The organism is Pseudomonas psychrophila (assembly GCF_001043005.1).
Lineage (GTDB): Bacteria > Pseudomonadota > Gammaproteobacteria > Pseudomonadales > Pseudomonadaceae > Aquipseudomonas > Aquipseudomonas psychrophila.
The window spans coordinates 55,999-74,803 of sequence record NZ_JYKZ01000011.1; the positions used below are offsets into that span (position 1 = coordinate 55,999).

An 18,805-nucleotide genomic window follows, 5' to 3' on the forward strand; every position below is an offset into this window, starting at 1 on the left:
GCGGTAAAGCCGAGCGGCAATGACAAAAGAATATAGGCCGCTAACGATTCTTTCCAATATATTGTTCGACCTGTTTGATAGGTTTTACGACTCAATGGAGCTTGTATGGAATTGCGCCATTTGCGCTACTTCATCGCCGTCGCCGAAGAGCTGCACTTCGGCCGTGCAGCGCAGTTGCTGGGTATCTCGCAACCGCCCCTAAGCCAGCAAATTCAGGCACTGGAGCAGGAACTGGGCGCGCGTTTGTTTGATCGCACCAACCGTCGGGTTGAGCTCAGTGAAGCCGGGCGATTGTTTCTGGAAGAGGCGCGACTGGTGCTGGCCCAGGTCGACAAGGCAGCCGATGTGGCCCGGCGTGCGCAGTTGGGTGAACTGGGCGAATTGAAGATCGGCTTTACCTCCTCGGCACCGTTCAATTCCAGCATCCCCCAGGCCATTTTTGCGTTCCGCCAAGCGTTCCCGGCGGTGCACCTGAACCTCAAGGAAATGAGCAGTCGCGAGGTGGCCGAGGGGTTGGTGGATGAGACCATTGAAGTCGGCATCATGCGTCCGCTGGCGTTGCCTGAGTCGTTAAGCGCCGTGGAGTTGTTTCGTGAGCCGCTGGTGGCGGTCATCCGCGCCGATCACCCCTTGGCTGAAGGCAGTGAGCATGGCTTGCAGTTGGCGGCGTTGGCGGATGAGCCTTTTGTGTTCTTCCCGCGCAGTTATGGCAGCGGTTTATATGCGCAGTTATTGAGCCTGGCGCGCCAGGCGGGTTTCAGCCCGCACTTTTCACAGGAAGCGGGTGAAGCCATGACCATCATCGGGCTGGTATCGGCGGGGCTGGGGGTGTCGGTGTTGCCGGCGTCGTTCCAGCACATGCGCATCAAGGGCGTGGTCTATCGGCCGCTGCTTGATCCGGATGCCAATACGGCGGTGTGGCTGGTGCAGCGCAAGGGTAATAACTCACCGATGGCAAATGCGTTCGCGGATTTACTGACCCGTAAAACGGTGGCCAGGGTTTAGGGCTTGCCCTCGATTCAGGCACTGCGGCTTTTCAGGCAAACCGTATCGATCCAATCGCGAGCAAGCCCGCTCCCACAGAGAACTGTGTTCAGGCCCGGGCTTGTCCGCGAGCAAATCCACATTCAGGTCGTGCCTAGCGGGCCATCAACTTATCCACAGACGCTTTGACCTGATGAATCAGATGCACCACTGCCAGCGCCACATCGCGGTTGAGGCCTTGCAGGTTATCTGCCGACGCATAGGCCGTGGCAATGGCGCAACGCAGCAGCTCTTCGGTGTGTTCGAGGGTTTGTTCGTGATCGTGTGTGTGAGTCATGGTTTATTTCCTCTCATTAAATAAGAGCTTTCACCATTTGCTTGCACACAAAGAGGGTGGCAGCTGTACGCGGGTGTGCAAGACCGGTCGAGAGGCACTTATTTCCGGCAGGCCCGAAGACCTCCCACGTACAGCCGCCATAAAATTAGGTTATTTGGCGGTGATAATCCAAGTTCCTTACTCGATTCGGACTTGCACGTCCGGTCACCCATGAGGAGTGACGAACCGCAGGCTAGCCATCGAAAGAGACAGGCGCAAGGCCCAGGAATTGTCTAGGAATAGTCCTGCGAAGGAAAGGGATCGCTCTCGCGCAAGGTCATCAATGGATCATTTATCGTGCGCTGGCGATAAAAGCAGTCAAACACGCGCGGTTGATTGCCAAAACCTGGAAGGAGAAAGACTTGTGACTGAGCATTTCACTCGTTGGGACAGTACCGAATTCCTTAAAACGGAAGAAGATATTGGGCACTATCTTGAAGCCTGCAGGGATGAAGCGGGTGATGATCCTGCCTTCATTGCCAAAGCCCTGGGCAGGGTTGCCAAGGCACGTGAGACTCTGAAGACCCTGGATAACCAGCCATCCCAGAGCTGGACAGACACCGTGCGATAACAGCAGTCTGTTTGTAAACAAGGCGCCGAAAGGCGCCTTTGTCATGTCTGAGGCTTACAACGGTTTTACCAGCGCCGCTTCAGACAGCTGTTTGGCCGTGCGTTCATTCTGGTTGTCCTTGAGGTCGCGCACGATATCGCGGTCCAGCAGGCGCACCCAGCGGATGTAGTTCTTGTGGATCTTGCCGTCCTTGTAGTCCAGGCCGCTGCTGTCGCGGTACTGGATACGGTAATGGTTGGCGCTGTACGGAATGTCGATTTCAGCGTGGTATTGCTCGCGCACGGTGATCTGCGCCTGCACCAGTTGCGGGGTGATTTTTTGCACCGTCCAGCCACGCCCGACCAGGGCTTTGACGATGGCTTGCTGCATCTGCGCGCGATCGCTGTGGATCGAGGCATGCAACGTGCGGTCCGGGTTCTGAATGGGTTTGTTGGTGCAGGACACGGTGCCCAGCAGGGCAAGGGCTATCAGGGTAATACGCAGCAAGTAAGGCATTCCATTGGCTCCAGAGGTGTTAAACCCAGCGACGGAAGATCAACGAGGTGTTGACCCCGCCAAAGGCAAAGTTGTTGTTCATCACGTAATCGTTGTGCATGACGCGCAATCCGTCGCGCAGGTAGTCCAGTTCGCCGCAACGGGGGTCGATTTCATCCAGGTTGAGCGTGGGCAGGTAGCGGTCGCTGTTCATCATTTCGATGCTGAACCACGATTCCAGCGCGCCACAGGCGCCCAGGGTGTGGCCCAGATAGCTTTTCTGGGAGCTGATGGGCATGTGTGTGCCGAACAGCTCGCGGGTGGCCAGGGTCTCGGCAATATCGCCCTGTTCAGTGGCGGTGCCGTGGCCGTTTACATAGCCGATGGCATCCGCACCAATCCCCGCGTCTTCCAGTGCCAGCTCCATCGCCCGGCGCATGGTGCTGACTTCCGGGCGGGTGGTGTGCTGACCGTCGGCGTTGCTGCCAAATCCGACGATTTCAGCATGGATATGCGCGCCACGGGCCAGTGCGTGTTCCAGTTCTTCAAGCACCAGCATGCCGCCGCCTTCGCCGATGACCAGGCCGTCACGGCCCTTGTCATAGGGGCGCGGGCTGGTGTGCGGTGCGTCGTTTTTCAGGCTGGTGGCGTAGAGAGCGTCAAACACCATGGCTTCGGTGGGGCACAGTTCTTCTGCACCGCCCGCGAGCATCAGGGGCAGGCGGCCGAACTTGATGGCCTCGTAGGCGTAACCAATCCCCTGACTGCCGCTGGTGCACGCGCTGGACGTGGGGATCAGGCGCCCGGTCAGGCCAAAGAAAATGCTGATATTGGCCGCCGTGGTGTGCGGCATCATGCGTACGTAGCTGTTGGCATTGAGGCCGTCCGCCACGGAGTTGAGCAGCATATTGCCGAATGCCTTGATCTCATCAGTGCTGCCGGTGGACGAGCCGCAGGCCACGCCCATGCGCCCGTCACGAATGATCGGGTTGCCCAGCAAGCCGGCATCCTGCAACGCCATCTCCGCTGCGCCAACGGCCAGGCGCGAGACGCGGCCCATGCTGCGCAATTGTTTGCGGGTCCAGTGCGCGGGCACCGCAAAGTCATCAATCGGCCCGGCCAGTCGTGTGTTGAGTTCAGTGAAACGGTCCCACTCGTCCATACGTCGAATGCCACTGCGCCCGGCCACACAGTTGGCTTCGATGCTGGCCCAGTCACTGCCCAGGGAGGTGATGCCGGCCATGCCGGTGACGACGACGCGCTTCATCAGCACAGGCCTCCATTGACGGCCAGCACCTGACGGGTGATGTAACCCGCTTCGGCCGACATCAAAAAGTTAACCGCCCCGGCGACTTCTTCCGGGGTGCCCATGCGTTGGGCGGGGATCATTTTCATCAGGTCTTCTACCGGTACGTTTTCGTCGAGCATGGCGGTGTCGATCAACCCCGGCGCAACGCAGTTGACGGTGATTTTACGTTTGCCCAGTTCGATGGCCAGGGCCTTGGCGGCGCCGATCAAGCCCGCCTTGGAGGCGCTGTAGTTGACCTGGCCGCGATTGCCGATCAAGCCCGATACCGAAGTGATGCAGACGATGCGCCCGGCAGCACGGCGACGGATCATGGGCATCATCACCGGGTGCAGCACGTTGTAGAAACCGTCGAGGTTGGTGCGCATCACGACGTCCCAATCGTCTTCGCTCAGGGCCGGGAACGCACCGTCGCGGGTCAGCCCGGCGTTGAGCACGACGCCGTAATAGGCACCGTGGGTTTCAACATCGGCTTCGAGTATGGCTTTGCATTGGGCGCGATCCGACACGTCGAATTGCAGCACTCGTGCGCTGCGGCCCAATGCCTGGACTTGTGCCATGACGGCGTCGGCTTCGTTGCGGCCACTGCGGCAGTGCAGCACCAGGTCAAAACCGGCTTGCGCCAGACGCAGGGCAATGGCGCGGCCGATGCCACGGCTGGAGCCTGTGACCAAAATGGACTCAGTCATGGCGGGTCTCCTGGGATGCTTGAGCAAGGTAGTTTTCAGCCTGGGGCGGACGGAACACGTTCAGGCGGGCGCTGGCATGAATGCCGGGGCCGGTGAGGTGGCACTCGAACACGCCCATGCCGTTGTCGTCTTCCAGCGAGCGCAGTGCGTGGATGTGCAGTTGGGCACCGAGGGGAAAGTGTTCGACGTTGCATTCAAATTTGCGGGTGCCGAGCAAAAAGCCCAGCTCCACGGGACGGTCTTGCAGGCGAGCGCGACAACCGGCGTAGGCAGCCACGCTCTGTGCCATCAGTTCAATACCGACCCACGCGGGCAGACTGCCGTCTTCGCGATTGAACAAGCCTCCTGCGTGCACGGTGAGTCGGGTTTGAATCTGCTCTTCATCAAACGCCAGTACCTGATCGATGAGGATCATGTCGCCAGCGTGAGGCAAAAGTTCGGCGAGCGGCCAGTCAATCATGGGGCGTCTCCGATAATAAGGCTGACGTTATTGCCGCCGAAGGCAAACGAGTTGCTCATCAGGCAGCGTTGTGGAGCCGGGGCCAGGGTTTGTCCGGGCGTTACCCAGCTCAGCGCAGGCAGTGCCGGATCAGGCTGGCCGTCCCAGATGTGCGGGGGCAGGGCATCACCGTGGGTCAGGCTCAACCAGCAAAAGGCGGCTTCCAGTGCTCCGGCCGCACCCAGGGTGTGACCGGTCATGGGTTTGGTTGATGAACACGGCACGCCTTCGGGGAAGACCTGCGTCACTGCGTGGCTTTCCATCGCGTCGTTGTGCTGGGTGGCGGTGCCATGCAGGTTCAGATAACCGATGTGATCGGGCTGCAAACCCGCACGGCTCAGGGCCTTGTGCATGGCTTGAGCTGCGCCACGCCCGGAAGGTTCAGGGGCGGAAATATGATGCGCATCACTGCTGGCGCCCGCGCCGAGCAGGGCGATGGAGTGAGTGCCTGCAGGTTGCTTGCTCATCACAAACAGAACCGCCGCCTCACCGATGTTGATGCCGTGACGGTTCGCCGAAAACGGATTGCAGCGTTCATCCGACACGGCTTCCAGCGATGAAAAACCGTTGAGCGTGAGCTTGCACAGTGTGTCGACACCGCCGCACAGCACCACGTCGCACAGGTTCATGTCCAGCAGTCGCTGAGCACTCATCAGGGCACGGGCGCTGGAAGTGCAGGCGGTAGAAATCACATAGGTCGGCCCATTGATGTTCAGCCAGTCCGCCAGGAACGTGGCCGGTGCGCTCAGCTCTTGCTGCTGATAGGCGTAATCACTGGGGAACTGCTGATGTTGCAGGTAGTGGGCAATGCCCCGGCTGGCTTCATCGATACCTGAGGTGCTGGTCCCCAGCACTACGGCGATGCGCTCGCGGCCGAAAGTCTGAATCGCCTGTTCGATGTCGTCTTTGATCTGCAACGCGGCGTCGAGCAGCAACTGATTGTTGCGGCTGCTTTGCGGGTTGAGTTCAGCCGCGATTGCAGGCAGCTCGCCACTGACCGCGCCGAGGGTCATCGAGCGCTCGGGCACCCAGCCGCTCTGACGCTGCATGCCCGAGCAGTCACCGGCAAACAGCTTGCGCGCGACTTCATCGGGGCCACGTCCCAGTGAACAGACCACGCCCAGGGCATTGAGGTAAGCAGTCATGGCGCGGTCTCCAGGGGGGTGATCCGGTAGTGCAGATCGCCCTTCATATCGATGCGAAAGACCCGGGGTTGCAGGTACTGCACTTGCCAGCGTTGTTCCATGAATCGCAGGTCAGATTCGGATGTTGCCTGTGGATAATTATTCGACAGCTGCACCTCTGGCGTCAGTGCAAACAATAACGCCGCGAACAGCTCGCGGGCTTCGGGATTGGGCGGTAACAGACCATCGGCGTGCCAGGTGCCGTCCTGCAACAATTGACGTGCCAGCGGAATCCCAAGTGGGTCCATCAATGACCAGCGCAGCCCGGCCTCTTCTTGCTGGATCACCAGCAACCAGTCCTGACGCTGATCGGCCTGTTCGCGCTGGATATGCAACTGCATGGGCAAGTCCAGGGTTGGCGTGTGCCTGGGCAGCGGCAAGCTGGTGCAGCCAGCCAGTAACAGGAGCAAGCACATCCACAGCGCGACACCGATTCTTGTAGCCGCTGCCGCAGGCTGCGATAAGGACCGCAGGGCCTTCAAAAAAACGGGCCTGCTTCGCACGCCATCGCAGCCTGCGGCAGCGGCTACAGGATTTGCATGGATCATTGGGCCAGGCCTTGCAGGGGCTTGCGCGCCACCACGTTGACCAGGGTTTCTTCCCGCTGGCCCACCGGCTTTGGCTTGACCAAGCCCAAACGCTCCAGCAGGCCGAAGTCCTTGGAACGGCTCCACCACAGGTACGGGTACGACACGTTCCGGTCTTCAAACTCAAAGCCCTGGTCGCGGATCATTTCCAGGTATTGCGCCGCGCTTTTTTGCACGTGCATGGGGTGGCGGAACAGCCAGCGGATCACCCAGGTATCGATGTAGGCCTCGGTGGACTCGGCAAACAGCAAGTAACCGCCCGGTTTGAGCACCCGGTAAAACTCGGCCAGGGCCCGGTCCTGCTGCACCAGATGGTGGAAAGTCTGGTGACAGAACAGAATGTCGACACTGGCATCGGCCACCTCCAGCTCGGCGCAGTCGCTGCCGATCAGTTCAATGTCGATGCCCTGACGCCGGGCTTCTTCTGCGCTCAATTGCAGGCTCAGCGGATCGGCATCCAGGCCAACCAGACGCGTGGGGGTGAAGGTTTTATGCAGATACTGGAACGATTTCCCCTGGCCGCAACCGGCATCCAGAATCACCGGCGCGTTTGGCAGTTCTTCACTGAACAGGCTGCGCAGGTCATTGACCGCCACCCGCAGCACATGGTGCTGCCAGGTGTGGCTACGCAAAAACCAGAAGCCCAGACGGGTTTCTTCAACGTAGGTATCGCTCAGCGGTTTCATGGGGACTCCGTCGCGCAGATGTCCGACAGCATGCGCAAACGGCGCTTGGGTTCGCTGACAAACGGGTTGTTTTCGTCCCAGGCATAGCCCGCCAGAATCGAACAGATCATGCGACGAATCTGTGGCGAGCTGTCAGGGTGAAAAATTACGTCCTGGAAGGTCCCGGCGTACCAGCCTTCGACGTAGCAGCGGAAGGTATCGACACCGCGTTTGAGCGGCTCGGCAAACTCGGTTTGCCAGTCAACGGTTTCGCCTTGCAACTGTCGGTGCAGCACGCCAGCGGCCATGCTGGCTGAGCGCATGGCAATGGTCACGCCCGAGGAGAACACTGGGTCGAGGAACTCGGCCGCGTTGCCCAGTAGCGCAAAACCCGGGCCGTGCAGGGTTTTGACGTTGGCCGAGTAGCCGCCAATGGTACGCGCAGGAGTGTCCCACACGGCATTGGTCAGCACGCGCTGCAGGCTAGGGGTCTCGTCAATAAAGCTGCGCAGGCACTCATCGAGGTTTTCGCTGCGCCCTGCAAAATGCTCTGCTGCCGCGACTACGCCCACCGAGCAGCGGCCATTGCTGAACGGAATGCTCCAGAACCAGATATCGCGCTGGGTCGGGTGGGTGGTGACGAGGATTTTATTGCGGTCAAAACCGTCATCATCAATGCGGTCTTCAACGTGGGTAAAGACCGCCTGACGCACCGGGAAATTCGAGGGTGCTTCAAGATCGAGCAAGCGCGGGAGCACGCGGCCATAGCCGCTGGCGTCTAGGATAAAGTCAGTTTCGACCTGATAGCGGCTGCCGTCTTCGCGCTCAATGTCCAGCAACGGTCTGGCCCGTTCCACATCGGTGGCGATCACGGTCTGGCCGTAGCGGATTTCAACGCCCTGCAAGGCGGCCTGATCGGCCAGCAGCTTGTCGAAATCGGCGCGTTGCACCTGAAAGGTGGTGGGTTTGCCATTGCTGAACGTGTCACCAAAATCAAAGGCGCTGTACTGCTCGCCCCAGGCAAACGCGGCGCCGTTTTTCATCTGAAAACCGGCAGCTTGCACGGCTTGCAACATGCCCGCTTCTTCGACGAAGTCCAGGCAGTGCGACAGCAGGCTTTCACCAATGGAAAAGCGCGGGAAATGCTGGCGCTCGATGATCAATACATCGTGCCCCTTGCGTGTGAGCAAGGCCGAAGCGATGGCGCCGGACGGCCCTGCACCAATCACGACAACCTGACGACGTTCCATTTCTATTCCTGACACAGGCGCTCCTTGCCGGGTACTACGGCAGACTTCAAAGGGGGTTTACTCATGCCCGCCAACGCCGGTAACAGCGTGGCGATCAGGCTCATCAGCATCAGTGCAAAGTACAGCGCCGGGCTGATGAGCTGTTGTTGCAGCAGCAGGTTGAGAAAGACAATTTCGCTCAATCCGCGAATATTCAGTAACAGGCTTTCACGCCATTTGCTGGCCCCGGCAAACGACGGCGTGGCCCAGCTCACCCCGAGCCAGTTACCCAGCAGCTTACTGACCATCGGCAGGAGCAATAGTGCGGACAATTGCAGCAGGCTGATCTCGCTCAGGGCACTGTGCACATTGATCTGCACAATGCCGAACGTGAGGATCAGCGGGATCGCCAGCGTGGTCTGCAAGCGTTCCAGCCATACAGCGCTTAACGGCATGACCAGCGCCACCTTGAGCCACGCCATGCAGATCAAATACCCGACGCCGAAAATCAGTGCATTGAGGCGGTAATGCTCGGCCACCACCAGCAAGGCAAAAAAGCCCAGGCTGTAGCACAGCGGCTGACGGATGCGCAGGAGGTGTAGCAGCAGCGGCAGCAAGGCCCCGGCCAGCGGCAGGAGCAGGCTGCTCAGGTCCAGGCTGCCCTGGGCCAGGCCAAACAGGGTCCAGCACGTGAGGTCGATAAGGATCGCGCTTTGCACCAAGCGCCGGGTGGCAGCGGGCGGGTAATCAATGTGGCGCAAGTACAGGTACAGCACCGGGATCGCAGTGATGGCAAAGACCAGGCCCACCGCCAGCGAACTCAACCAGGGTTGCTCAGGCAGCAGCCAGACGGCGCAGGCCAGCCCGCAGGCGAAAGGCACAGCAAAGCTGGGCAGGGCGATTTTTACACTTTGGCGATCAAGGCGCAGATCAATCACGTCGCTCAAAATGGTGCCCAGCAACAGCGCAAAACTCAGGCTGTAGAGGCTTTTGAGCCACACCGGAGCAACCAGCTGTACGCCGCTGAGCTGCCAGTGCGGCTCGATCCAGAACAGCATCAGTAGCGGCAAGACGATGGACGCCAGCAGCAACTGGCTGACAATGGGGATCACGCCAAAGTGACGGCCCATCCGGGTTGCCAAGGCAAACAGGGCCAGGGCCAGCAGCCAGAACACGGCCGTCATCATTGGCTGTGCTCCTGTTTACCCGCCCACGGCGCAAGGATAAAACTGAATGCCAGCCCCAGACTTACGGACAAGCCGAAATTGCTGACCGCAGGCGTGCTCGACACCGCCAGCAGGCCGAACGACAGCCAAGTGGTCAGCGCCGCCAGCAAGGTCCCGAGCAGGCTGACGGCAGCACCGCCGATTTGCTCACGCATCAGGATCGCGTAATCGACGCTGATTGCCGTTACCAGCAGCAGGCCGAAGAGGCTGAACAGCGTCAACGGCTGCCCCAGCCAGCCCAGGCTGGCAAGGCTGCACAGCGCGGCCAGAAGCGGCAGTGCGACGATGCGCAATGCTCCGCCAAAACCGAAGGGTGCGATCAGCAACACTACGATCAAGGCACAGGACAGCAACTTCAATTCTGCGGCGCTGACTTGCGTTGCGGCAAAGACGTTATTCAAGTCGCCCAGGCGGTCGACCAGTTGAACGCCCGGCAGGTCCTGGGCTTGCACCCGCAGCAAGCTGGCACTGTTCAAACCTTGCAGGCTGACCATTGCGGCGACGCCTTCAGCGTTCTTGCCTAGCCAGAGTGTGCGCCAGGGTTCGGCCAGCGGACCGCTCAGCGCGTCATCGATATGTTGCTCGGGCAAGGCCTGCAATTGCACCAGTTCGGCTTGCAGAGCGGCTTCAGGTACACCGAGCTCCAGCAGGGGTTGCCAGTGTTGCGGCAGCTGTGACAGTGCACGGCGTAAGTGCTGTTGCTCGCTGGGCAGGCTGACCAATTGGTTCAGTGCCAGATAACCCTGCAACTTACCCATGTGCACCAACTGATCGAGACGCTCGACAAGGGCGGTTTGGCGCTCAAGCAATTGCTGCTCGTTGTCGGCCCGGACCAGGAAAAACTGGCTGGTGGGCTGATAACCGGTGATCCGTGCAATGGCCTGTGCTTCGGCCATCAATTGCGGCGGGGCGCCGACCCATTGGCGGATGTCGTTCTTGCTGGTCAGTTGCCACAGACCGGCAGCACAAAACGCCAGCAGTAAGACCAGCAAGGCAGGCGTAGGGAGGCGTTTGAGCAAGGCTTCGCGCACGTTGAGCAGCGATTGCGCAATACGCAGGGGCCATTGCGCAGGGCGCAGTTCCACGCCCTGGAGCAGCGCGGGCAGCAGGCATACGGCGCTCAGGTAGGCACCGACCAGGCCTGCGGCGGAGAAGATGGCGATTTGGGTCAACGCCGGAAACGGGGTGAAGGCCAGTGCCAGATAGCCGATGCAACTGGTGGCCAGGCTCAGGCTTAAACCGGGCAAGGTCAGGCGCAAAGCCGGCCAGCTGCGCCAGGGTTTGAGGCTCCAGCTTTTGGACAGGTAATGCAGCGGGTAATCCACGGCGACGCCGATCAGGCTGGAGCCCAGTACCAGCGTCATCACGTGCATGCTGCCAAAGAACGCGACGCAGGCCACGGCACCAAACAGCATGCCGACCAACACGGGCACAAACGCCAGCAGCACCCGCCAGCGTCGAAACGCCAGCAGCAACAGCAGCAGAATCCCGACGGTGGCGCCACCGCCGACCCAGGTGATTTCACGGGTAGCTTGCTGTTGTCCGCTGGCCGCGTAGAGCAAGCCACTGGCCGCGAGCAGTTGCACATCCTCGTGTGCGACTTGCTGGCGGCTGTGCTCAAGCAGTTCGGCCACCTGCAGCGGCAGCTTCATGTCAAAAGCATTGCCCTGGGTACGGGCGCGCAGCAATACCCAGTGTTTGCCGTCGGCTTCGGCAACCAGAGCGCCGCTGCCTATATCGAGTTGCACCGCCCCCCGCTGCGGCTGGCTGTTCTGGATGCGCCCGGTCAGGCCCAGCCAGTCGTCTTGACTCGGCACCAGGCTGAACCCGGTGAAAGGATCGAACAGTGCCTGCACGCGTTGCTGGATAAAGGCGTCGGGGTGCTCGATCAGTTGCGCACGGTCGGCTGCAGACAGCATCGCCAGTCGCCCGCGCAGCAGTTGATCACGCAGCGCCGGAAGGTCGGCCTGCAGGTTCCATTGCACCTTTTCAAACAGACCGCTGGCTTGCCACTGCTGGCCCAACTGCTCGGCCGAAGCGATGGCTTGCTGGCGGTCGCTACTGCCTACCAGCACCAGCATTTCGCGGTTCAGGGGCTCTTGCATGCGTTGTTCGGCGCTTAGCTCCAGCGCATCCGGGGAGTCCCCTGGCACCAGTTCCATCAGGTTGGCCGACAGCGGTGCGCCGTGACGCCATTGCCAGCCAGCGAGTGCAAGCACCGCCACCAGCAGGATCAGGAAGCCGCGGGGTAACCAGCGTTCACTGCGCAAAATCGAGCTGCTCCGATTCACTCAAGGGCTGGTTGCTGACGCTGTTGTGCATTTTAAGCAGCGTGCTATCGCCCTGGGTTTCTTGCAGTTCGATGCGTTGCACCACTTCGCCGCCGTCGATGTTGATCTGTTTGAACACTTGTTTGAGCAGCAGTGAGCGTGGGGTCAGGGTCAGCGTCCAGTGTGCGGGTTCGCCTTGCAGTTGCAGGTCGAAATCCCGCTGCAGGCCGCTGCTGTCGCCTTGCAGCACGGCGAGGAACAACCGGTTCTGCTCGGCGCCGGCGCTTTTGCCGGGCAGCATTTGCCAACTGGTGCCGTTACGCCGGGCGATGCCTTGGGCGGTGATGCGGTAATCCTGTTGCAACGGGGATTTGAGTTGCCAAAGCAGACCGTGATCTTTGGCGAGCACAAACGTACCGGTACTGGTCAGCGGCTTGGGCAGGGCGCGCAGGTGTTTTTCCTGGATGAAGTCGCCGTGGATCACCTGTGGCCTGGCCAGTTGTTCGCTGAGTTGTTGCAGGTCGAAGGCGTGGGCCAGAGGAGTGAATCCGAGTAACAGCACACACCCCAATGTGGGAGCGGGCTTGCTCGCGATGCAGGCGCTGCGCAGCGTCTGCCACACCGCGGTGATGCAATCGCGAGCAAGCCCGCTCCCACAGATGATCGCGCTCATGGCAGCATCCTCGCAACCGCTTCGGTAAAGCACTTGGGCGACACCAGTTGCATCTCCTTACTGGCGATCTCGACCGCCACCTGCACAGTCACCGCACGGGTCAGCCGTTCGCCGGTGGCCAGGTCGGTGATCAGGTAATTGACCTTCAGGCGGTTCTCCCACTCCACCAGGCTGGCGCGAACGTTGATGCGCTGGCCAAATGTTGCGCCGCGTACATACCGTAATTGCATGTCGATCACCGGCCACGCATAGCCCGCATCGAGCATCTGCGTGTAGTTGTGGCCGATATGGTCGAGCAGCTCACACCGCGCCACTTCGAGGTATTTGACGTAGTGGCCGTGCCACACCACGTGCATCGTGTCGATGTCGAAAAACGGCACCAACACTTCGGTATCAACGTGCAAAACGCCTTTGCTACGCATGCAGCCTCCAGTGTTGTTGGGCGATACGGCTCAGGCACAAGCGCAACTCGGCTTCCAGGGCACGGTCTTCGACCACCGGTGGGAAGTCCTCGGCCAACTCGGCGTGCATCTGTGCCAGTGCGGGTGGCAGCGGGCGTGCATCTTCGGCACGGCTACGCAGCCACACCCCCTGATTGGCCGCAAGCAAGGTGGCCGCGGCGACCTGTTCGGTCAGTTCCAGCACGCGGATCGCATCACGGGCAGCGATAGTGCCCATGCTCACTTTGTCCTGGTTGTGGCATTCAGTAGAGCGTGAGAACACGCTGGCCGGCATGGTGTTTTTCAACGCCTCGGCCGTCCAGGCGCTGGTGCCGATCTGTACCGCTTTAAAACCGTGGTTGAGCATCGCCCGCTCGGCTGTTGCGCCCGAGAGGTTGCTCGGCAGGCCGTGGTTGTAACGCACGTCCACCAGCAGCGCGAGCTGGCGGTCCAGCAGGTCGGCGACGTTGGCGACCAGAGTCTTGAGGCTGTCCATCGCAAAGGCGATATGCCCGCCGTAGAAATGCCCGCCATGCAGCACACGTTCTTCTTCGGCGTCGATGATCGGGTTGTCGTTGGCGCTGTTAAGTTCAATTTCGATAAACGAGCGCAGCCAGTTCAGGCTGTCTGCCAGCACGCCCAGTACGTGGGGCGCGCAGCGCAGCGAGTAGCGGTCTTGCAGGCGATGCAGGGGCGCTGTCGGGGCGTCGATGGCCAGGTCCTGGCGAATCCAGGCCGCCACCTGCATTTGCCCAGGATGCGGTTTGGCAGCGAACAGGCGTTCGTCGAAATGCTCAGGGTTGCCTTGCAGTGCCACCACGTTGAGCGCGGTGATGCGGGTAGCGAGTTTGAGCAGGTAATCGGCGCGGGCATAGGCCAGGCACGCGAGGCCGGTCATCACGGCGGTGCCGTTCATCAGCGCCAGCGCTTCCTTGGGCCGCAGTACCAACGGTGTCCAGCCAAGTTCCCGGTGCACGTCGGCTGCAAGGCGGCGTTCGCCCTTGAACAGCACTTCGCGCTCACCCGACAGCGTGGCGGCCACATAGGACAACGGCGTCAAATCGCCGCTGGCGCCCACTGAACCTTCTTCGGGGATCAGCGGCAGGATGTCGTGGGCGATGAAGGCCTGCAAACGCTCCAGTAACTCGATGCGCACCCCGGACACGCCGTGGCATAACGACTGCAGGCGGGCAGCGAGCACGGCGCGGGTGGCCTGGGCGTCAAGCAACTTGCCCAACCCACAGCCGTGAAAGGTGTAGAGATGACGTGGCAGCGCTTCAACATGCTCCAGTGGCACCGCCACCACGCACGAATCGCCGTAACCGGTGGTCACGCCATAGATCACGCCTTCCTTGTCCAGCAGCGAGTCGAGAAAGCGCGCGCCTTTTGCGATGCGTTCGCGGTAGTCAGCGTCGTCTTGCAGACGGGTCGGCGCCTGACGATTGGCCAGGGCCAGCACGTCTTCAATGCGCAACGGGGTTTGGCCGAAGGTTACTGGCTCATGCGGATGCGTCGTCATCGGTCTTCCAGAAAGGGTAAAAATTGAACCATTGTTGCGGCGCTTCGAGGCAGTAGTGCCCCAGGCGTTCGGCGTAGCGCGTGGCCCAGTGGGCGATCACTTGCTCGCGGTCGCTGCGCCGCCAGAGTACGGCGTCGGTGAAGGGTTCGAGGATGACCCGGTAGCGCCCTTCATGCTTGAGGCAAAACATCAGATTGACCGGGCATTTGAGCAACCCGGCCAACAGCCACGGGCCTTGCGGGAATGCGGCGGGGTGGCCGAGAAAGTCGACCTCGACATTGCGTGCGCCCTGCAGCGGCACTCGGTCACCAGCAATCGCCAGCCACTCGCCGTCTTCCAGGCGCTGATTGAGTTGCAGCATGACTGCCGGGTTGAGCTCACTGACCTGAATCAGCCGTAAATGGCTGGCCCCGGCTTCGCCCAGCAGGCGGTTGAAGTGTTCGGCGTGCTTGGTGTGCACCAGCACGTTCATGGTCACCTGTTCGCCCAGTTCGGCCAGTGCGCGACACACTTCGAGGTTGCCCAGGTGTGCGCCCACCAGCATCTGGCCGCGTTCGCCGCGTAACTGATTGCGCAGCAGGGCGGGGTCAATGATTTCGATATCTTCGATCTTGAGGCGGCCGTTCCACACGTCGAGCTTGTCGAGCAGGGCGTCGGCAAAGGCCATGAACTGCCCAAACACCCGCCTGCGGGTAGGTTGCAGGTCGTTTTGACCGCTCCAGTCGGCCAGCCGTTGCTGATACTGCCAGATGCTGCGCCGGGCGCGGCCACCGAACACAAAGAAGTACAGCACGATGGCGTAGAGCACCGGGCTGAGCAGGCGGCGGCCCAGCAGTTTGACGCCGAACGCAGTGAGCTTCATCAGCCGGAAACTGCCGCGCTCCTTGTGGTCAGCCCAATGCTGTTGAGGTTCGCTCATGCTTTACAGCGCCTCCAGAGGATGCTCGGCAAACGTATCAACATGCCAAAAAACAGCTTGGTATGCATGCCGGAAATCAGCGCGTTGTCATGGAACAGACGAAAGTGCGAGAGACCGTCCTGCGGGTAATGGACCTTGGTCGGCAGCCAGCGCATGGGCTGATTGCGCCACGCCAGACGCACCAGAATCTCAGGGTCGAAATCCATGCGCTTGCCCAGTTTGACCGTGTTGATCAGCGCCAGCGTCGGCGTGAGCGGGTAGATCCGAAAGCCGCACATGGAGTCGGGAATCTGCAGCGACAGGCTGTTGATCCACACCCACACGTGGGTCAGGTAGCGCGCATACAGGCGACCCTTGGGCACGCTGTCGTCGTACTGTGGATAACCGCAGATCAGCGCTTGGGGGTTTTGCTGTGAGATCTGCATAAAGGTCGCTACGTCGCGCAGGTCGTGCTGGCCGTCGGCGTCTACTTGCAGAGCGTGGGTGAAGCCCAGTCTCGCCGCTTCACGCAGGCCCGCCATGACCGCGCCGCCCTTGCCCTGATTGATGGCCAGGCGCACGAGGAAGATGTGCTCGCCCTGGGCAAGCTGTTCGAGAACGGCGCTGCACGCGGGGCTGCTGGCGTCGTCAACCAGCACGCAGGGCAAGCCGGCGGCGAGCAGGGCGTCGACCACGGCCGGAACGGCGGTTTCGTGGTTGTACACCGGGATCACGGCGCAGGGGTTATGCATGGGCGGGCTCCAGCACGATGCGACCACTGGAGCAGGGCGCCGTGGCGTTGCGGTAGGCGAAGTGCAGTTTGCTGCGCTCACGGTCAAAACGCAGGATCAGTTCGATGGCGTCGCCGGGGCGTACCAGTTGCTGGAACTTGAGCACTTCCATCCCGGCAAAACGCGGCGGCATGTCGAGCAACTGCTGACCCAGCGCCATCGCCCAATCCACTTGCACCACGCCCGGCAGCACCGGGGTTTTAGGGAAATGACCGCTGAAGTAGGCCAGGTCCGGAGGGATCGACAGGTTAAGTGTCCACTGGCCGTCTTGTTCGCTTTGGCTCAGTACTTCGGGCATTTTCGGCCGGGATGCCAGCAGTAACGTATCGATTTGCACCTGTGGCAGCTTGCCCTGGCTGTTGAGCGGCAACTGGCGCAATAAGCGCCAGCGGCGCGGCAAGGCCAGCGCCTCGCAGTGCTGGCTCAAGTGCTGGCGCAGGGCTTGAGTCAGGGCGCGACGACCGTGTTCACGCAACGCAAACAGGCCGCTGTCACTGAGTACCAGCAAGGCGCCCAGAGAAGCGCGGTTCTCGTTGACCACCCCCAGACGGGCTTCAGCCACCCAGTCGTGATTGACCAGTGCGTGTTCCAGCATTGGTAAGGAGATGCGTTTTTCTTCCAGTTTGACGATGCGGTCCAGACGCCCGAGCAGCTCGAAACGGCCATCGGCCTCGATGCGAGCCGCGTCGGCCGTGTGTTCTATGTGCCCCGCAGGTAAGTACGCCGAAGCGATCATCAGGGCGCCGTCTTCGCTCTGGCTCAGTTGCACATCGGCAAACGGTTGCCACAGGTTCGGGCCCTGACGCCAGGCAATACCACCGGTTTCGGAGCTGCCAAGGATTTCGGTCGGCCACTGGCCCAGACGCTCGAACAACGCGTGTGCCGCGTCTTCAGGCAAGGCACCGCCCGAAGAAAACACCCGGCGTACCGGGCTCAAGGCGGGCCAGTCCAGGTTGTCGGTCATGCGTTTGAGCAGGGCAGGGCTGGCGATCCAGGCGAATGACGCGTGCTCGCGACTGGCGCGCTGCATGTCTTCAGGGAACGCCAGTTGCTTGCGCACAAAGGTGCGGCCTGCGCACAGGGGCCACAGCACACGGAACAACAAACCATAAATATGCTGCGCCGCCACACTGGCGATGATGCACGCATCACCCAGATCTTCGCCCCATAACTGTTCCAGCGCCTGGACCTCGTTGGCCATCTGACGCAGGCTTTTGTCGATGCGCTTGGGCTCGCCGCTGGAGCCCGAGGTGCACAGGCTGAGCTGGCACGTGTCCAGATCCAGTGCTGCCGCAGGCAGTGCGTCGGCGTACAAAGCTTGCAGTTCGTCGTGTTGAGTTATCCACAGGTCAACCCGGCAATCCCAGCGCTGACGGGTTTGCGCTTGCAGGTCAGCGGGTAACAGCACGCTGACCCCGGCCCGCCATGCACCGAGTAAAGCCACTGCCAGGTCGGCGGCGTCTTCAAGATGGACAGCAATGTGCTGCACGCCACGCTGTTGCAGGCCACCGGCCAGGCGCAGGGCCTGCTCGCAAAGGCTGTCGTGGTTCAGCGCAGGGTCAACCGTGACGCGGCGTTCTGCGTGCCCCTTGAGCAATAGCTGCTCAAGTTTTATCCAATTCATGCCCGGCCTCTTACCTTTTGTCGTATCAGCCATTCAATGGCAAACAGCAGCCCCATCAGCCCGTAGGCGATCAGGCCGTTGTACAACGTCCACCAACTCAGCGGCGCCCACAGCGTCAGACCTGCTGCGACTAACCCGTTGAGCATGAAAAACAGGCACCAGACCTTGGTGACCTGCCGTGTGTAAACAATTGCGATCTCGGGCAACACCGGCTCGCGCAAACGCGCCAGGCGCTCGATCATCGGCGGCCCGAACTTCAGGCTAAGACCGAACAGGCAAAGCATGAAGGTACTGATCAGGACCGGGTACCAGCGCAGCAATGCCGGGCTGTTGAACAGAGCCAGCAGGCCGCAGAACACCAGTGCCACTACCGCCATCCACACACTGCCGGGGCGTCGCTCGCCGGTCAGGGCGCGGGCCAGCCACAGGCTGCCAAGCAGCAGCGCGAACTGCCATGGAGCGAAATGGGCCATGCCGAAATACACCGCAAAGGGGTACAGCAGGCCAGCCAGCAACAGCCCAAGCCCAATCAGTCGACTCATGCGTCCGTGTGAACCAGGCGGTAAACCGCCTCGACCACGTCATTGACGGTACGCACCGATTTGAATTCTTCAGCCGCGATTCTTTTGCCGGTTTTGCGCTTGATGTGGTCGATCAGGTCGACGGCGTCGATGCTGTCGATTTCCAGATCCTGATAGAGGTTGGCGTCCAGGGTGACGCGCTCGGGCTCAAGTTCGAAGAGTTCGACCAGGGCGTCGCGCAGGGTATTGAAAATGTCGTCACGGGTTTGCATGGTTCGG

General features: G+C 61.0%; 21 protein-coding genes. 2 read left to right on the plus strand and 19 right to left on the minus strand.

What is annotated here, in order from left to right; all coding sequences use genetic code 11:
* Nucleotides 1–105: 105 nt before the first annotated feature.
* Nucleotides 106–1,005, plus strand: a complete 900-nt coding sequence (locus TU76_RS19590; RefSeq protein ID WP_048352355.1) for a LysR family transcriptional regulator — start codon at nucleotides 106–108, stop codon at nucleotides 1,003–1,005.
* A 133-nt stretch (nucleotides 1,006–1,138) separates the two neighbouring features.
* Here TU76_RS19590 and TU76_RS19595 read toward each other — a convergent pair whose 3' ends face one another.
* Complete coding sequence (locus TU76_RS19595) at nucleotides 1,139–1,321, minus strand: DUF6124 family protein (protein ID WP_019825294.1); 183 nt, start codon at nucleotides 1,319–1,321, stop codon at nucleotides 1,139–1,141.
* Between the two features lie 403 nt (nucleotides 1,322–1,724).
* Here TU76_RS19595 and TU76_RS19600 point away from each other — a divergent pair, with 403 nt between their 5' ends.
* Nucleotides 1,725–1,931: a helix-turn-helix domain-containing transcriptional regulator gene (locus TU76_RS19600; protein ID WP_019825295.1), complete on the plus strand. Its 207-nt coding sequence runs from the start codon at nucleotides 1,725–1,727 to the stop codon at nucleotides 1,929–1,931.
* Nucleotides 1,932–1,985: 54 nt separating this feature from the next.
* Here TU76_RS19600 and TU76_RS19605 read toward each other — a convergent pair whose 3' ends face one another.
* The 18 genes from TU76_RS19605 to TU76_RS19690 form a co-directional block, all read right to left on the minus strand.
* The gene (locus TU76_RS19605; RefSeq protein ID WP_048352356.1) at nucleotides 1,986–2,426 is read right to left on the minus strand and encodes a hypothetical protein; all 441 of its coding nucleotides are present in this window, start codon (nucleotides 2,424–2,426) and stop codon (nucleotides 1,986–1,988) included.
* A 19-nt stretch (nucleotides 2,427–2,445) separates the two neighbouring features.
* Nucleotides 2,446–3,672 (minus strand): beta-ketoacyl-ACP synthase, encoded by a 1,227-nt coding sequence (locus TU76_RS19610; RefSeq protein WP_019825299.1) that lies wholly within the window; start codon nucleotides 3,670–3,672, stop codon nucleotides 2,446–2,448.
* Nucleotides 3,672–4,400, minus strand: a complete 729-nt coding sequence (gene fabG, locus TU76_RS19615; protein ID WP_019825301.1) for a 3-oxoacyl-ACP reductase FabG — start codon at nucleotides 4,398–4,400, stop codon at nucleotides 3,672–3,674. The genes TU76_RS19610 and fabG overlap by 1 nt, the downstream gene beginning before the upstream one ends.
* The gene (locus TU76_RS19620; RefSeq protein ID WP_019825302.1) at nucleotides 4,393–4,860 is read right to left on the minus strand and encodes a hotdog family protein; all 468 of its coding nucleotides are present in this window, start codon (nucleotides 4,858–4,860) and stop codon (nucleotides 4,393–4,395) included. The genes fabG and TU76_RS19620 overlap by 8 nt, the downstream gene beginning before the upstream one ends.
* A complete protein-coding gene (locus TU76_RS19625) occupies nucleotides 4,857–6,044 on the minus strand; it encodes a beta-ketoacyl-[acyl-carrier-protein] synthase family protein (protein ID WP_019825303.1) in 1,188 nt (395 codons plus the stop codon). Before TU76_RS19625 ends, TU76_RS19620 begins: the two co-directional genes overlap by 4 nt.
* Nucleotides 6,041–6,499, minus strand: coding sequence for a DUF3261 domain-containing protein (locus TU76_RS19630; RefSeq protein ID WP_019825304.1), 459 nt, complete (start codon nucleotides 6,497–6,499; stop codon nucleotides 6,041–6,043). The genes TU76_RS19625 and TU76_RS19630 overlap by 4 nt, the downstream gene beginning before the upstream one ends.
* A gap of 128 nt (nucleotides 6,500–6,627) precedes the next feature.
* Entirely contained in the window at nucleotides 6,628–7,356 is a 729-nt protein-coding gene (locus TU76_RS19635; RefSeq protein WP_019825305.1) for a class I SAM-dependent methyltransferase, read from the minus strand.
* Nucleotides 7,353–8,585 carry an NAD(P)/FAD-dependent oxidoreductase gene (locus TU76_RS19640; RefSeq protein ID WP_019825307.1) on the minus strand — a complete coding sequence of 411 codons (1,233 nt, stop codon included), beginning with the start codon at nucleotides 8,583–8,585 and terminating at the stop codon, nucleotides 7,353–7,355. Before TU76_RS19640 ends, TU76_RS19635 begins: the two co-directional genes overlap by 4 nt.
* A gap of 2 nt (nucleotides 8,586–8,587) precedes the next feature.
* Nucleotides 8,588–9,751: a hypothetical protein gene (locus tag TU76_RS19645; protein ID WP_019825308.1), complete on the minus strand. Its 1,164-nt coding sequence runs from the start codon at nucleotides 9,749–9,751 to the stop codon at nucleotides 8,588–8,590.
* The gene (locus tag TU76_RS19650) at nucleotides 9,748–12,060 is read right to left on the minus strand and encodes an MMPL family transporter (protein WP_048352357.1); all 2,313 of its coding nucleotides are present in this window, start codon (nucleotides 12,058–12,060) and stop codon (nucleotides 9,748–9,750) included. Before TU76_RS19650 ends, TU76_RS19645 begins: the two co-directional genes overlap by 4 nt.
* Nucleotides 12,050–12,733, minus strand: coding sequence for an outer membrane lipoprotein carrier protein LolA (locus tag TU76_RS19655; RefSeq protein WP_019825313.1), 684 nt, complete (start codon nucleotides 12,731–12,733; stop codon nucleotides 12,050–12,052). Before TU76_RS19655 ends, TU76_RS19650 begins: the two co-directional genes overlap by 11 nt.
* Nucleotides 12,730–13,155 carry an acyl-CoA thioesterase gene (locus tag TU76_RS19660; RefSeq protein WP_019825314.1) on the minus strand — a complete coding sequence of 142 codons (426 nt, stop codon included), beginning with the start codon at nucleotides 13,153–13,155 and terminating at the stop codon, nucleotides 12,730–12,732. The genes TU76_RS19655 and TU76_RS19660 overlap by 4 nt, the downstream gene beginning before the upstream one ends.
* Complete coding sequence (locus tag TU76_RS19665) at nucleotides 13,148–14,692, minus strand: HAL/PAL/TAL family ammonia-lyase (protein ID WP_046809136.1); 1,545 nt, start codon at nucleotides 14,690–14,692, stop codon at nucleotides 13,148–13,150. The genes TU76_RS19660 and TU76_RS19665 overlap by 8 nt, the downstream gene beginning before the upstream one ends.
* A complete protein-coding gene (locus TU76_RS19670) occupies nucleotides 14,673–15,611 on the minus strand; it encodes an LpxL/LpxP family acyltransferase (protein ID WP_019825317.1) in 939 nt (312 codons plus the stop codon). The genes TU76_RS19665 and TU76_RS19670 overlap by 20 nt, the downstream gene beginning before the upstream one ends.
* Nucleotides 15,608–16,342: a glycosyltransferase family 2 protein gene (locus TU76_RS19675; protein WP_048352358.1), complete on the minus strand. Its 735-nt coding sequence runs from the start codon at nucleotides 16,340–16,342 to the stop codon at nucleotides 15,608–15,610. The genes TU76_RS19670 and TU76_RS19675 overlap by 4 nt, the downstream gene beginning before the upstream one ends.
* Complete coding sequence (locus TU76_RS19680; RefSeq protein ID WP_048352359.1) at nucleotides 16,335–18,005, minus strand: acyl-CoA synthetase family protein; 1,671 nt, start codon at nucleotides 18,003–18,005, stop codon at nucleotides 16,335–16,337. The genes TU76_RS19675 and TU76_RS19680 overlap by 8 nt, the downstream gene beginning before the upstream one ends.
* Nucleotides 18,002–18,547: a COG4648 family protein gene (locus TU76_RS19685; RefSeq protein ID WP_019825322.1), complete on the minus strand. Its 546-nt coding sequence runs from the start codon at nucleotides 18,545–18,547 to the stop codon at nucleotides 18,002–18,004. The genes TU76_RS19680 and TU76_RS19685 overlap by 4 nt, the downstream gene beginning before the upstream one ends.
* Nucleotides 18,544–18,798: an acyl carrier protein gene (locus TU76_RS19690; RefSeq protein ID WP_019825324.1), complete on the minus strand. Its 255-nt coding sequence runs from the start codon at nucleotides 18,796–18,798 to the stop codon at nucleotides 18,544–18,546. The genes TU76_RS19685 and TU76_RS19690 overlap by 4 nt, the downstream gene beginning before the upstream one ends.
* Nucleotides 18,799–18,805 lie beyond the last annotated feature (7 nt).

Coding starts and splice junctions, on each gene's coding strand:
- TU76_RS19660 (WP_019825314.1), bottom strand. CDS start 13,155: ATGCGTAGCAAAGGCGTTTTGCACGTTGATACCGAAGTGTTGGTGCCG.
- TU76_RS19610 (WP_019825299.1), bottom strand. CDS start 3,672: ATGAAGCGCGTCGTCGTCACCGGCATGGCCGGCATCACCTCCCTGGGC.
- TU76_RS19680 (WP_048352359.1), bottom strand. CDS start 18,005: ATGAATTGGATAAAACTTGAGCAGCTATTGCTCAAGGGGCACGCAGAA.
- TU76_RS19675 (WP_048352358.1), bottom strand. CDS start 16,342: ATGCATAACCCCTGCGCCGTGATCCCGGTGTACAACCACGAAACCGCC.
- TU76_RS19605 (WP_048352356.1), bottom strand. CDS start 2,426: ATGCCTTACTTGCTGCGTATTACCCTGATAGCCCTTGCCCTGCTGGGC.
- TU76_RS19590 (WP_048352355.1), top strand. CDS start 106: ATGGAATTGCGCCATTTGCGCTACTTCATCGCCGTCGCCGAAGAGCTG.
- fabG (WP_019825301.1), bottom strand. CDS start 4,400: ATGACTGAGTCCATTTTGGTCACAGGCTCCAGCCGTGGCATCGGCCGC.
- TU76_RS19685 (WP_019825322.1), bottom strand. CDS start 18,547: ATGAGTCGACTGATTGGGCTTGGGCTGTTGCTGGCTGGCCTGCTGTAC.
- TU76_RS19665 (WP_046809136.1), bottom strand. CDS start 14,692: ATGACGACGCATCCGCATGAGCCAGTAACCTTCGGCCAAACCCCGTTG.
- TU76_RS19670 (WP_019825317.1), bottom strand. CDS start 15,611: ATGAGCGAACCTCAACAGCATTGGGCTGACCACAAGGAGCGCGGCAGT.
- TU76_RS19630 (WP_019825304.1), bottom strand. CDS start 6,499: ATGTGCTTGCTCCTGTTACTGGCTGGCTGCACCAGCTTGCCGCTGCCC.
- TU76_RS19625 (WP_019825303.1), bottom strand. CDS start 6,044: ATGACTGCTTACCTCAATGCCCTGGGCGTGGTCTGTTCACTGGGACGT.
- TU76_RS19595 (WP_019825294.1), bottom strand. CDS start 1,321: ATGACTCACACACACGATCACGAACAAACCCTCGAACACACCGAAGAG.
- TU76_RS19620 (WP_019825302.1), bottom strand. CDS start 4,860: ATGATTGACTGGCCGCTCGCCGAACTTTTGCCTCACGCTGGCGACATG.
- TU76_RS19640 (WP_019825307.1), bottom strand. CDS start 8,585: ATGGAACGTCGTCAGGTTGTCGTGATTGGTGCAGGGCCGTCCGGCGCC.
- TU76_RS19645 (WP_019825308.1), bottom strand. CDS start 9,751: ATGATGACGGCCGTGTTCTGGCTGCTGGCCCTGGCCCTGTTTGCCTTG.
- TU76_RS19690 (WP_019825324.1), bottom strand. CDS start 18,798: ATGCAAACCCGTGACGACATTTTCAATACCCTGCGCGACGCCCTGGTC.
- TU76_RS19655 (WP_019825313.1), bottom strand. CDS start 12,733: ATGAGCGCGATCATCTGTGGGAGCGGGCTTGCTCGCGATTGCATCACC.
- TU76_RS19635 (WP_019825305.1), bottom strand. CDS start 7,356: ATGAAACCGCTGAGCGATACCTACGTTGAAGAAACCCGTCTGGGCTTC.